This window comes from Janthinobacterium fluminis, from assembly GCF_028595325.1.
GTDB classification, from domain to species: domain Bacteria; phylum Pseudomonadota; class Gammaproteobacteria; order Burkholderiales; family Burkholderiaceae_D; genus Janthinobacterium; species Janthinobacterium fluminis.
Genome location: NZ_JAQQXR010000007.1, coordinates 256,298 through 268,769, shown reverse-complemented (window position 1 = coordinate 268,769; position 12,472 = coordinate 256,298). Strand labels below are relative to the sequence as shown.

General features: G+C 67.9%; 11 protein-coding genes. 5 read left to right on the top strand and 6 right to left on the bottom strand.

Annotated features, from left to right (window positions below; translation table 11 throughout):
* Positions 1 to 6: 6 nt before the first annotated feature.
* Positions 7 to 1,779, bottom strand: a complete 1,773-nt coding sequence (locus tag OIK44_RS18850) for a GGDEF domain-containing protein (RefSeq protein ID WP_273672919.1) — start codon at positions 1,777 to 1,779, stop codon at positions 7 to 9.
* A gap of 253 nt (positions 1,780 to 2,032) precedes the next feature.
* Here OIK44_RS18850 and OIK44_RS18845 point away from each other — a divergent pair, with 253 nt between their 5' ends.
* From OIK44_RS18845 to OIK44_RS18835, 3 genes are all read left to right on the top strand, one after another.
* Complete coding sequence (locus OIK44_RS18845) at positions 2,033 to 2,761, top strand: P-loop NTPase family protein (RefSeq protein WP_273672916.1); 729 nt, start codon at positions 2,033 to 2,035, stop codon at positions 2,759 to 2,761.
* Between the two features lie 8 nt (positions 2,762 to 2,769).
* Positions 2,770 to 3,261 carry a hypothetical protein gene (locus OIK44_RS18840; RefSeq protein WP_273672915.1) on the top strand — a complete coding sequence of 164 codons (492 nt, stop codon included), beginning with the start codon at positions 2,770 to 2,772 and terminating at the stop codon, positions 3,259 to 3,261.
* Positions 3,262 to 3,453: 192 nt separating this feature from the next.
* A complete protein-coding gene (locus OIK44_RS18835; protein ID WP_273672914.1) occupies positions 3,454 to 6,255 on the top strand; it encodes a M16 family metallopeptidase in 2,802 nt (933 codons plus the stop codon).
* Between the two features lie 46 nt (positions 6,256 to 6,301).
* Here the strand turns inward: OIK44_RS18835 and OIK44_RS18830 are convergent, their stop codons facing one another.
* From OIK44_RS18830 to OIK44_RS18815, 4 genes are all read right to left on the bottom strand, one after another.
* Positions 6,302 to 7,501: a benzoate/H(+) symporter BenE family transporter gene (locus OIK44_RS18830; protein ID WP_273672913.1), complete on the bottom strand. Its 1,200-nt coding sequence runs from the start codon at positions 7,499 to 7,501 to the stop codon at positions 6,302 to 6,304.
* A 145-nt stretch (positions 7,502 to 7,646) separates the two neighbouring features.
* Entirely contained in the window at positions 7,647 to 8,099 is a 453-nt protein-coding gene (locus OIK44_RS18825; protein WP_273672912.1) for a ribosomal maturation YjgA family protein, read from the bottom strand.
* A 41-nt stretch (positions 8,100 to 8,140) separates the two neighbouring features.
* The gene (cysK, locus tag OIK44_RS18820) at positions 8,141 to 9,070 is read right to left on the bottom strand and encodes a cysteine synthase A (protein WP_273672911.1); all 930 of its coding nucleotides are present in this window, start codon (positions 9,068 to 9,070) and stop codon (positions 8,141 to 8,143) included.
* Between the two features lie 106 nt (positions 9,071 to 9,176).
* Positions 9,177 to 9,665, bottom strand: coding sequence for an FKBP-type peptidyl-prolyl cis-trans isomerase (locus OIK44_RS18815; RefSeq protein WP_273672909.1), 489 nt, complete (start codon positions 9,663 to 9,665; stop codon positions 9,177 to 9,179).
* A gap of 104 nt (positions 9,666 to 9,769) precedes the next feature.
* Here OIK44_RS18815 and thpR point away from each other — a divergent pair, with 104 nt between their 5' ends.
* On the top strand, positions 9,770 to 10,285 hold the full coding sequence (thpR, locus tag OIK44_RS18810; protein ID WP_273672907.1) for an RNA 2',3'-cyclic phosphodiesterase: 516 nt from the start codon (positions 9,770 to 9,772) through the stop codon (positions 10,283 to 10,285).
* 17 nt (positions 10,286 to 10,302) lie between these two features.
* On the opposite strand, the gene OIK44_RS18805 is transcribed toward thpR, so the two are convergent.
* A complete protein-coding gene (locus tag OIK44_RS18805) occupies positions 10,303 to 11,127 on the bottom strand; it encodes a tRNA threonylcarbamoyladenosine dehydratase (RefSeq protein WP_273672905.1) in 825 nt (274 codons plus the stop codon).
* Positions 11,128 to 11,228: 101 nt separating this feature from the next.
* On the opposite strand from OIK44_RS18805, the gene pdxH reads away from it, so the two are divergent.
* On the top strand, positions 11,229 to 12,425 hold the full coding sequence (gene pdxH / locus OIK44_RS18800; protein ID WP_273672904.1) for a pyridoxamine 5'-phosphate oxidase: 1,197 nt from the start codon (positions 11,229 to 11,231) through the stop codon (positions 12,423 to 12,425).
* The last annotated feature ends 47 nt before the right edge of the window (positions 12,426 to 12,472 follow it).

The window sequence follows — 12,472 nt, the reverse complement described above, 5'->3', positions numbered from 1 at the left end:
GGGGCGCTAGCCGGCCACCAGCACGCGGTCGCGGCCGGCCTGCTTGGCCGCGTACAGGGCGCCGTCTGCGCGCATCAGCAATTCATGGCCGCTGGCGCCGTGGCGCGGGTATTCGGCGATGCCGGCCGAAAAGGTGCAGCCGCTCAGCGTGTGCGCGCCCTGGCGTATCGTCAGTTGCCGGTAGCGCGACGCCACCTCCGCCATCTTGTTGGCGGCGGCGGCGCAGTCAGCCTCGCGCAGCAACAGGCAAAACTCCTCGCCGCCGTAGCGGCACAGCATATCGCTGCCGCGCAACTGCCCCTCGACCAGGCGAGCGAACTGGACCAGCGCCGCGTCGCCGCAGGCGTGGCCGTAATTGTCGTTGATGGCCTTGAAGAAATCCAGGTCGAGGATGACGACGGTGACGGGGAAGGCGCCGTTCGACTCCTGCAGTATGGCGTTCAGGCAAGCCTCGAAATGGCGCCGGTTGTACAAGCCCGTCAAGTGGTCGCGGATGGCCTGTTCCTTCAGGCTGTCCTGCAGGGAATTGACGTGCATGATCTGGTGCGCCAGCTCGCGGTTCAGGTGTTCCAGCTTCTGGTTTTCCGACTCGCGCACGGCCTGCAACTCCAGCGCCCGGTCGCGCTCCTCCTTCAGCTTGCGCATCTCGCGCTCCAGCTTGCGCATCAGCAGGCGCGAATCGCGCGCCGACTTGCTGCTGGCCTCGAACAAGACCTGGTGCTGGCGCAAGAAGCCGTAGGCCGTCTCCCACTTGCCGAGGCGGGCGTTGACGGTCGCCAAACCCTGGTAAATCTGCTGCTCGTAAAACGGAAAGCGCGTCACGCCGAGCATCGCGTGGGCGTTGCCGAAGGCTTCCAGGGCCGCGCCCGGCTCGCCGCGGGCCAGGTCCAGCGTGCCCTTGACGAGCCAGGCGTGCATCTGCTCGCCCAAGTCCCGGCCCAGCAGCGCGAACGCCTGGGCCCGCAGCAACAGGCGCTGGGCCGCGTCCAACTGGCCGACCAGGATGGAGGCGTGGGCGGCGATGCAATACACGAAGGCGCGCACGGCGACGTCGTCGTCGCCGTCGTCGTAGAACGGTTCCACCAGCGCCAGCGCCTCGCGCGCCTTGCCGCTGGCCAGCAGGCACATCGCCAGATTCGCCGACACCATCGCGCTCTGGTGCGGCAACGGCTCCTCGCCGATCAAGTCGAGCGCCTCGTAGAGCAGCGGGATGGCGTCCTCGTCGTTGCCCAGGTCGTGTTGCAGCGAGGCCAGGTTCGACAGGCTGTTGACGCGGTGGGCGGCCGTGCCGAAGCGCTCGGCGATGTCGAGGGCCAGCAGGAAGTTGCGCGGGCCGCTGCGCAGCTCGCCGCGGTTGAGCGCGTCGATGCCCAGGCGCGTGTGCAGCATGAATTTGTGCAGCGAGTCCGGCAGGTGGGCGGCCAGCGCGCGGGCGTGGCCGAAATGCCCCTCGGCCAGGACGAAGTCGCCGCTGCGGCTGGCGTAGGCGCCCAGCACGACCTCGATCGCCATGCTGCCCTCGAGGTCGCCGCAAGCCTCGAAGCGGGCGTGCAGCGGCTGGTACATCGGCTCGGCCTGCTCGGCATTGCCGCTGTAGTAAGCCAGCCACAGCTGGTTGACCTGGGCATAGGCGATGCCGCGCTCGTAGCGCAGCGCCGTCGCCGCCGCCAGCGCCAGGCGGGCCAGGCGGCGCGCCCGCTTGCGGTTGGCGATCAGGCAGGACAAGCCCTGCAGGTTCAGGCGGTCGATTGCGGATTGGTCGAGGCGGGCGGTGGGCAAACGGGCTTTCCTTCTCGGGCGCGGCGGCGAATATTATTTTATATTGAATATTTCTTTGCGGCAATCCACTATCATACCCAGAATCCGGCCGGCGCCGCCGCTTTTTCCGGGGACAGACCACGATTTTCAAGAAATAATTTCTTGAAAATCGTGGTCTGTCCCCAGGCGGTTGCCATCCGGCCGCAAAAGAATTACCCTCGACGCTGCTAAATGCAGTTGTCGACCGCAGTCAGACCCAGATTGGAGTAGTGCGATGCAAAACACGGTTCATTTTATCCTGCAGGGCAAAGGCGGCATCGGCAAGACCCTGGTCTCGACCATCCTCGCGCAATGGATGGCCGGCAAGGACGAGCGGCCGCTGCGCTGCTACGACACGGACCAGGAAAACGCCACCTTTTCGCGCTACAAGGCGATGGACGTCAAGCACGTGCCGGTGATGACGGACGCCCGCAGCATCGACCCGAAACGCTTCGACGCGCTGATGATCGACATCCTCGAACAGGACGGCAACTGCGTCATCGACAACGGCGCCAACACCTTTTCGCCGCTGATGGGCTACCTGATCGAGAACGACTGCTTCGCGCTGCTGCAGGAATCCGGCCGGCGCGTCTACATCCACACCATCGTCGGCGGCGGCGACACGCTGCACGACACGGCCACCGGCTTCGTCGCGACGGCGAAGGCGACCTCGGTGCCGCTGGTGCTGTGGCAAAACGAGCACTTCGGCCTGCTGCAATCGGCCTCCGGCAAGCTGTTTACGGAATCGCAGTCGTACAGCGAGCACGCCGACCGGCTCAAGGGCAGCGTCACGCTCAGCCAGCGCAACGTCGACACCTTCGGCGCCGACCTCAAAAAAATGAACACGGCGCGCCTGACCATGCAGGAAGTGCTGCAAAACGACAAGTTCAACATCATGGAAAAGCAGCGCATCAAGGTGGTCTACCGCGACATCTTCGAGCAACTCGACAAAGTCCAGTGGTAGGCGGCGCGATGGACCGGCAAAAGCTGCGCAACCAGGTATTCGAGCAAACCGGCATCAAAGTCGACTGCGACGACCCGATCTTCGCGCTGGTGGCGCTCAACGAGGCCGTGCTGGCCGCCGCCGTGGAACGCCAGGTGGGGCTGCTGCACGCCGCCGCCCAGGACCTGGCGGCGCAGGCGCGCGGCGCGGCCGCCGCGCCGTTCGCGCCGGCGCCGCCGGCCGTGGCGCACGCCATCCCGACCCGCGGCGCGCCCCTGTTCGAGCCGCGCGAATGGCGCCTGCTGGGCGCGGCGGCGGCCGCCAGCGCCCTCGGCGCGCTGCTGGTGCTGGGCGGCCAAGCCCTGCTGGCCAAGCCGCTGCCGGCGCCCGCCGCCAAGGCGTCGGCGCTGACGCCGGAACAGCGCGACGCCCTGGCCCGCGGCGACAAACTGGCCCGCGCCGTGCAAAAGCTCGACGCCCAAACCCGCGGCCTGATCCAGGCCGAACTGGACCGCCCCTAAGCCGCGCCGCAGCCGGGGACGGGGACGGGGACGGGGGCCGATTTACCTGTTTATTAACTTTTTTGCGCAAAAACACGCTACGGCGCCCGCGGAACTGGCAGAATCGCTGATCGGACCGCCGCACCAAGCCGGCGGACCGCCTGGCAATCTAACCTTTGACTACGGACCGCGCGCATGAAGTCTTGCAAACTATTGGCAGTACCCGCCCTGATTCTTTCCCTCTACGGCAGCGGCGCACCCGCGCCGGCCTTCGCCGCCGACGCCGGCCGCGCCAGCGCCAGCGCCGTGCCGCAGATCGCCTATGAAAAATATACGCTGCCGAACGGCCTCGACGTCATCCTCGTCGAAGACCACAAACTGCCCGTCACGGCCGTCAACCTCTGGTATCACGTCGGCCCCGCCAACGAAGCGCCCGGCTTGACCGGCTTCGCCCACCTGTTCGAGCACATGATGTTCGCCGGCACCAAGCACATGCCGCGCGGCCTGGCCGACCAGTTGCTCGAAGGGGCAGGCGCCACCGACTCGAACGGCAGCACCGACTTCGACCGCACCAATTACTACGACACCGTGCCGTCGAACCAGCTGGAACTGGCGCTGTGGACGCATGCGGACCGCATGGGTTATCTGCTCGACGTGCTCGACCAGACGGCCCTCAGCAACCAGCAGGACGTGGTGCGCAACGAGCGCCGCCAGAGCGTGGAGAACCGCCCCTACGGCATCGTCGAGGAGGCCCTGTACCACCAGCTGTTCCCGAAAAACCACCCCTACTACGCCAGCGTGATCGGCTCGCACGCCGACATCCAGGCGGCCAAGCTGGCCGACATCCAGCACTTCTTCACGCGCTACTATGGCCCGAACAACGCCAGCCTGGTGATCGCCGGCGACATCGACAAGGCCAAGACCCGCGCCCTGGTGAAGAAATACTTCGGCAGCTTCAAGCGCAGCCCGGCGCTGCCGAAGCTGGACGTGGTGACGCCGCCGATCACGGCCGAGCGCCGCGCCGTCGTGGCCGACCGCGTCGAACTGCCGCGCGTGCTGATGGGCTGGCTGACGCCGCCCGCCTACCAGGCCGGCGACGCCGAGCTGACGCTGGCCGCGCAAATCCTCGGCGCCGGCAAGTCCAGCCGCCTCTACAAGACGCTGGTGTACGACAAGCAGATCGCCCAGGACGTCAACGCCAACCAGGGCTCCAATGCGCTCAGCTCGATGTTCGTCGTCGACGTCACGGCCCGCCCCGGCCACAGCGCCGCGGAAATCGAAGCGGCCATCGACGCCGAACTGCAGGCGCTGCGCCAGGACGGCCCCACCCAGAAGGAGCTCGAACGCGCCGTCAACACGATAGAAACGGCGATGCTGAGCCAGATCGAAAAAGTCGGCGGCGCCGGCCTGGCCAACCAGCTCAACCACTACAACCAGTATCTGGGCGACCCCGGCTACCTGGCCAAGGACATCGAACGCTACCGCCGCGTCAGCGTGGCCGACATCCGGCGCGTCGTCGCGGCCCAGCTGCAAAACCCGGCCCGCGCCGTCATCCACGGCGTGCCCGGCACGCCGGACCTGGGACCGGAAGTGGCGACGCCGGCGCCGGCCAAGGCCAAGGCCGGCCCGACCATGTCGAGCAACCGCGACGAGCCGTGGCGCAAGCGGGTGCCGAAGGCCGGCCCGCTGCCGCCGTTCGCGCTGCCGCAGGGCGCCGCGTTCACGCTGGCCAACGGCCTGACCGTGATCCACAACCACAATCCGGCGCTGCCGATGGTTTCGGCGCAACTAGTGCTCAAGAGCGGCGCGGAAGCCAACCCGCCGGCCCGCCCCGGCCTGTCCGACTTCACCGCGCAACTGCTGGAAGAAGGCACGGCCACGCGCAGCGCGCCGCAAATCGCCGACGAAGTGGCGCAACTGGGCGCCTTCCTCGGCACCCACGCCTCGGCCGACGCCTCGGTGGCCGAAGTGTTCGCCCTGAAGGGCAACTTCGCGCCGGCGCTGGACGTGCTGGCCGACATCGTCCAGCACCCGGCCTTCCCCGAAGCCGAAGTCGAACGCCAGCGCGCCAGCCGCCTCGGCGCCCTGGCGCAGGAGCGCGAAAACGCGCCGGCGGTGGCGGCCCGCGTCGAAGCGGCCGCGCTGTACGGCGCCGCCCACCCCTACGGCTATCCCCAGCTCGGCACCGAGGCGGCGCTGAAAGCGACCAGCCGCGCCGAGCTGCAGCAATTCTGGCGCCAGCACTACCTGCCGAACAACGCCGCGCTGGTCGTCTCGGGCGACATCAGCCAGGCCGACCTGCGGACGCTGGCGCAGGCCAAGTTCGGCGCCTGGCCGCGCGGCGACGTCGCCGCGCCGGCGCCGGGCAGCGTCGCCACCACGCCGGCGCGCCTGATCCTCGTCGACAAGGCCGGCGCGCCGCAAACGGCGGTGCGCGTCAGCGTCATCGGGCCGGACCGCAAAACGCCCGACTTCGCCCCGCTGCAAGTGCTGAACGCGGCGCTGGGCGGCCTGTTCACCAGCCGCCTGAACACCAATCTGCGCGAAGAAAAAGGCTATACCTACGGGGTGCAGTCGCAATTCCAGTACCGCCGCGCGCCGGGGCCGTTCGCCATCGCCGCCAGCATCCGCACCGACGCCACCGGCCCCGCCGTCGCCGAAATGTTCAAGGAGGTGCGCGACATGATCGCCCGGCCGATGCCGGCGAAGGAATTGGCCAACGCCCGCAACTCGCAGGTGCTGTCGCTGCCGGGCCAGTTCGAAACCAACAAGGGCATCGCCGCCAGCCTGGCCAAGACCTATGTGTACGACCTGGGGCTGGACTACTACAGCAAGCTGCCGCAGCGCTATGCCGGCGTCACCGCCGCCCAGGTGCAGGCCGCCGCGCAACAATACCTGCGGCCGGAGAAGCTGATCGTCATCGGCGTCGGCGACAAGGCCAAGATCGCGCCGCAACTGGGCAAGCTGAAGCTGGCGCCGCTCGAGTACCGCGACGCCGACGGCAATTTGCGGTAGCAGCCTGTCGGCACGGCGGAGCGGGGCGGCGCCCCGCTGCGCCGGCTCAGACGCCGTTTCTTGCGGCGGAAAATCTGGCCAGGACGCCCCAGCGCTGGTGCAGTATCAGGTAGGCGGCGCCACCGAGCACCAGGCTCCAGAACGCCGCCCCCAGGCCCAGCAGGCTCATGCCGGAGGCGGCGACGAGGAAGGTGATGACGCTGGCGTCGCGGTGCTCTTCGTTGCCGACCAGGCCGACCAGGCCGGAGGTGATCGAGCCGACCAGGGCCAGGCCGGCCAGCGTCATCACCAATTCCTTCGGCAGCGCCGCCATCAGTTGCGCCAGCGTGCCGCCGAACACGGCAATCACCAGATACACCAGTCCCGCGACGATGCCGGCCACGTAGCGCTTGGCCGGGTCCGCGTGCGCCTCGCCGCCGGTGCAGATCGAGGCGGCGATGACGGACGGGTTGACGGCGTGCGCGCCGAACGGCGCAAACAGCAGCGAGATGAAGGCGGTCAGGGCGACGATGGGCCGGGCCGGCGGCTGGTAGCCGGACGCCTGCAGCACCGCCAGTCCGGGCACGTGCTGCCCGCTCAAGGTCACCAGCGCCAGCGGGAAACCGACGCTGAGGACGGCGTGCCACGACCATTCCGGCGCGATCAGCACGGGGGTGGCGTAGCTCAGCGCGACGGCGCCCAGGTGGTTGTCGCCGCTGGCCTGCACGAAGACGGCGCCGACCAGCATGGCCAGGGCGGTGGCGTAGCGCGGCGCCAGGCGCTTGGCCAGCAGGAAGGCCAGCAGCACGGACAACACCAGCGCCGGGCGGCCGGGAATCGAGACGAAGGCTTGCACGCCGAAATTGAACAGCACCCCGGCCAGCATCGCCGCGACCATGCCTTTCGGCAGGTGCGCCAGCAGCATTTTGAACGCGCCCGACAGGCCCAGGGCCAGCACCAGCAAGGCGGCGACGATGTAGGCGCCGACGGCCTGGTGGATGCCGACCACCGGCAGCGACACCACCAGCAGGGCCGCGCCGGGCGTCGACCAGGCCGCCATCACGGGCATTTTCAGGCGCCAGCTGAGCAGCAGGCCGGCAATGCCGCTGCCCATCGATATCGCCCAGATCCACGATGAGGTGACGTCGGCCGGCAAGCCGGCCAGCTTGGCGGCCTGGAAGACGATGGCCACCGGCCCGGCGAAGCCGACAAAGACGGCGAGGAAACCGGCGATGACTGCCGACAGGGAAAAATCCTTGATATGCATGCTGCGCTCCCGTGGGCAAACGGCAGCCGCCGGCGGCGGCTGCGAGGGAACCAGCATAAGGGCTGGGGGACGGGCATAACAGATGCAGCGTTTTGATATTGTGACCGTCACAGCGCCCGCCCGGCGGAACTGTACCGGTCGAAATTTACCGGCGCTGTATCTGTTCAGGGGCCGCCGGGGCGAAGCCGGGGGCCGGCCCGCGCAGGCGCTGCGCCAAGGCGTCGAGCGGCACGCCGATGGCCACGCCAACCGTGTAGGCGATGAAGTCGATCCAGCCGAAATGCGAGCCGAGCACCAGATGCCCCAGCGTGTGGGAGCGGATCTGGCGGATCCAGGGCGCCTGGTACAACTGGCTCAGTTCGACGGCGTAGCAGATCAGCAGCGCCGCCCAGCCCAGCCTGGCGCCGCGGGCGCCCGGCCACAGCGCGCCCAGGGCGACGAAGATCATCAGCGCCCACAGGGCGTCGCCGGGATATTTGCCCAGCGCGGCGGGAAACAGCGGCAAGGCCCGCGAGGCGAGGCCGATGGCGACCACCAGCAGCACGCCGGCGGCTTGCCAGCAAGGGTTGCGCGGCACGGGATACGGCGAAAACGACATACTGACCTTTCGTGAAAATATCTGCCCCTAGGGCGGGCGCCTCAGTCCAGGCCGGCGAACAAGGCCGTGCTCAGGTAGCGCTCGCCGTAGGAGGGGATGACGGTGACGATGAGCTTGCCGGCATTCTCCGGCCGTTGCGCCACCTGCAGCGCGGCCCACAGCGCGGCGCCCGAGGAAATGCCCACCAGCAGCCCCTCCTGCTGGGCCGCCAGGCGCGCGGTGGCGAAGGCGTCGTCGTTCTTGACGCCGATGATCTCGTCGTAGATGGCGGTGTTGAGCACGGCCGGCACGAAGCCGGCCCCGATGCCCTGGATAGGATGCGGCCCCTTGATGCCCTTGGCCAGCATCGGCGACGCCTCCGGCTCGACGGCGATGCAGCGGAAGCCGGGCCGGCGCGCCTTGATGACCTCGCCGACGCCGGTGATGGTGCCGCCGGTGCCGACGCCCGCCACGAGGATGTCGACCTGGCCGTCGGTGTCGCGCCAGATTTCCTCGGCCGTCGTGCTGCGGTGGATGGCCGGGTTGGCCGGATTGTTGAACTGCTGCGGCATCAGGTAGCGCGGATCGGCCGCGGCCATCTGCTCGGCCTTCTTGATCGCCCCCAGCATGCCTTCGCTGCCGGGCGTGAGCACCAGCTCGGCGCCATAGGCGCGCAGCAGGATGCGGCGCTCGCGGCTCATGGTGTCGGGCATCGTCAGCGTGCAGCGGTAGCCGCGCGCCGCGCACACCATCGCCAGCGCGATGCCGGTGTTGCCGCTGGTCGGTTCGAGGATGATGGTGTCGGGCCGAATCTGGCCGGCCGCTTCGGCGGCGGCGATCATCGACAGGCCGATGCGGTCTTTGACGCTGTGGCCCGGATTGTAGAATTCGAGTTTGGCGAGGATGGTGGCGGGCGCGCCGGCGGCCATGCGGTTGATGCGCACAAGCGGCGTGTTGCCGATCAATTCAGTGACGTCTTGAGCAATATTCATGGCTGGGGACTCCGCGGCAGGGAATGGGAAAGATGAGTCTACCGCGTTTTTCCGCCGCTGCGAATGGCGTTGCCACAAACAAGCTTGCAACGCCACGCAGGCTCGATTATTTAACTTCCAGCAATTCCACGTCGAAGATCAGCGCCGAATTCGGCGGAATGTCGGCGCCGGCGCCGCGCGCGCCGTAGGCCAGCTCGGCCGGGATGATCAGGGTGCGCTTGCCGCCCACCTTCATGCCGGCGACGCCCTGGTCCCAGCCCTTGATGACGCGGCCGACGCCCAGCTTGAACGGCAGCGGGCCGCGGCCGATCGAGCTGTCGAATTGCTTGCCGTGGGTATCCTTGGCCATCGGGCGGTACAACCAACCCGTGTAATTGACGGCGATGTCCATGCCGGCCTGCGCTTCCTTGCCGGTGCCGACCTTGGTGTCGGTGATGATCAGCCTGTCGGCGACGGGGCCGGGCGTGGCGGACGTGACGGCGGCGGTGGCGGAGGCGGAAGCGGCGGCCGGGGCGGACGCAGGCTTGTCGGCGGCCTGCGCCATCGAGGCGGCGGCCGCGCAGATCACAGCGAATAAAACGGAAACACGCATCATGATATATTCTTTCAATGAGGTTCGGTGGAGCTCTGCTCGCGTGCATCCGAGCAAAGTGCGCCATCATGATAGCAAACCCGAGGGGCCGCATGACAAGGACAACGTTGGGGCCACGGTTTTTTTTCGCGCTCTGGCCCGACCCGGCCACGCGCGCGGCGCTGACGCAGCTGCAGGCTGGCCTGGCCGGCAACTTGCAGGTGCCCGGCAAGCTGCACCTGACGCTGGCCTTCCTCGGCCAGCGCGCCGAAACGGACTTGCTGGCGCTGCGGCGGGTGCTGCGGCAGGTGCCGGCCCGCGCCATGACGCTGGAGCTGGACCGCTACGGCCACTTTGGCGGCCAGCGCATCGCCTGGGCCGGCCCGAGCGAAGCGCCGGAGCAACTGCTGGCGCTGCGCGCCGCGCTGATGCGGCTGCTGGCGGCGGACGGCTTTGCGCCCGAGTTCGAGGCAGACCGCTTCCGCCCGCACGTGACGCTGGCGCGCAAGGCGCCGGCGCCGGCCGCGGCGGGGTTCGCGCCGCTACGCTGGCGCGCCGACGAGCTGGTGCTGGCGACGTCGCCGGGGACCTTGTCTGGAACGGACGAAGGCTACCGCATCGTCGCCTCGCGCCGCCTCGCTTGAGGCCGGCCCCGCCGGCCTCACTTCGCCCCGTCAGCCAGCTTGCGCAGCAGATGCGCGGCCGCCACCATGCCGAAACTGGCCGTCACCGCCATGCTCGAACCGAAGCCGGCGCAATTCAAGCCGGTCACGCCATTGCCGCCCTCGCCATCGACCGCGCAAACCTGCTCGCCGTCGGGGAATTGCAGCGGTTCCATGGAAAACACGGCATCGACGTTGAATTTGTTCTTAATGCCGCGCGGGAAACCGTGTTCGGTGCGCAAAATCTTGCGCACCTTCTTCAGCAGCGGCTCCTGCTCCGTTTTGGCCAGGTCGCGCACGTCGATCTGCGTCGGGTCGGTCTGGCCGCCGGCGCTGCCGACCGTCAGCAGGGCAATCGCGTGGTCGCGGCAAAAGGCGATCAGCGCCGCCTTCGCCTTGGCATTGTCGATGGCGTCGATCACATAATCATAGCCATGCCCGCCTATCATCTGCGGCAGATTGTCGGGCGCGATGAAATCCTCGATCTGCTTAACCTGGCAAAACGGGTTGATCAGGGCGATGCGTTCGGCCAGCGCGGCAATCTTGGCCTGGCCTATGGTGGCGGTGGTGGCCTGGATCTGGCGGTTGATGTTCGATTCGGCGACGTTGTCGAGGTCGATCAGCGTCAATGTGCCGATGGCGCTGCGGGCCAGCGCCTCGACCACCCAGGAACCGACGCCGCCGACGCCGATCACACAGACGTGGCTGCGGCGGAAACGCGCCAGCGCGGCGGCGCCGTACAGGCGGCCGATGCCGCCAAAACGGCGTTCGAAGTCGATATCGCCGGCCGGCGATGGAAAAATTTCGTCAGGGATTGATTTCATGGCGCCATTTTACCGGACGGGGCCACCAGGATATTCTAAAATGTCGGGCATAAGGAATCGACAAGTTGCCTCTTTTTTTGACCGTATCCACGAAAGCGCATATGACCGTCCCCCTGTTCGATACCATCCCCGGCTTTGACCAGCCTATCGCCGTGCTGAAACATTGCCACGACAAGATACGCAAGCAAATTACGACCATGCAAAACCTGCTGAGCCATCTGAGCCAGTATGGCGCCAACTTTGATGCGCAACAAGGCGCGAAGGCGGTGCTCCAGTATTTTAACAAGGCGGCCCACCTGCACCACGAGGACGAGGAGCAGAACCTGATGCCGATGCTGCAAGCCACCGCCACGGGCGAGGACGCCGCCCTGCTGCAGGCGCTGGTGCCGGAAATCCTGGCCGACCACCGCCGGATGGATCTGGCCTGGGACAGCCTGAAGGCGCAGCTTGAGGCCATCGCCAGCGGCAGCGCGGCGACGCTGTCGGCGGCCGACGTGGCGCGTTTCGCCGAGGCTTACCAGGGCCATATGGCGAAAGAGGAAACCCAGTTGGCGCCCATGGCCAAGCGGCTGTTCAGCGCGGCGCAGATGGAGCAACTGGGCACGGCGATGCAAAAACGCCGCGGCATCGGCGACGACACGCCGGCCGCCGCCACGCCGGGCAGCTTGCTGGCCGGCCTGCGCAAGGACTACAGCCAGTCCAGCCTGATGGAAACGGACGTGCTGGCCGACCCGCTGGCGCAGTTCGGCAAGTGGTTCGACGAGGCCCTCAAAGCCCAGGTGAACGAGCCCAACGCGATGACGCTGGCCACGGCCGGCGCCGACGGCCGGCCCAGCTCGCGCATCGTGCTGATCAAGCAATACGACCAGCGCGGCTTCAGCTTCTTCACCAACTACGACAGCGACAAGGGCCGCCAACTGGCCGACAATCCGCACGCCGCGCTGCTGTTCTTCTGGCCCGAGCTGGAGCGCCAGGTGCGCATCGAGGGCCGCGTCGAGAAGACGGCGGCGGCGGAAAGCGACGAATACTTCGGCTTGCGTCCGCTGCAAAGCCGGCTGTCGGCCATCGCCTCGCAGCAGAGCGCGCCGATTGCCAGCCGCGCCGCGCTGGACGCGAATTTCGCGGCCGTCGCCGCCGCCGCCGGCGAGCAGCCGCCGCGTCCGGCGCACTGGGGCGGTTACCGCCTGGTGCCGGAGCGCATCGAGTTTTGGCAGGGCCGCCGTTCGCGCTTCCACGACCGCATCGTGTTCACGCGGCAAGCCGACGGCGCATGGCGGATCGAGCGTTTGCAGCCGTAAGCATGGCGCTGCGCGCGTCAGATCGTTTCTGAACCGACGGCGCGGCG

Coding starts and splice junctions, on each gene's coding strand:
- OIK44_RS18845 (WP_273672916.1), top strand. CDS start 2,033: ATGCAAAACACGGTTCATTTTATCCTGCAGGGCAAAGGCGGCATCGGC.
- OIK44_RS18840 (WP_273672915.1), top strand. CDS start 2,770: ATGGACCGGCAAAAGCTGCGCAACCAGGTATTCGAGCAAACCGGCATC.
- OIK44_RS18830 (WP_273672913.1), bottom strand. CDS start 7,501: ATGCATATCAAGGATTTTTCCCTGTCGGCAGTCATCGCCGGTTTCCTC.
- OIK44_RS18825 (WP_273672912.1), bottom strand. CDS start 8,099: ATGTCGTTTTCGCCGTATCCCGTGCCGCGCAACCCTTGCTGGCAAGCC.
- cysK (WP_273672911.1), bottom strand. CDS start 9,070: ATGAATATTGCTCAAGACGTCACTGAATTGATCGGCAACACGCCGCTT.
- OIK44_RS18815 (WP_273672909.1), bottom strand. CDS start 9,665: ATGATGCGTGTTTCCGTTTTATTCGCTGTGATCTGCGCGGCCGCCGCC.
- OIK44_RS18805 (WP_273672905.1), bottom strand. CDS start 11,127: ATGAAATCAATCCCTGACGAAATTTTTCCATCGCCGGCCGGCGATATC.
- pdxH (WP_273672904.1), top strand. CDS start 11,229: ATGACCGTCCCCCTGTTCGATACCATCCCCGGCTTTGACCAGCCTATC.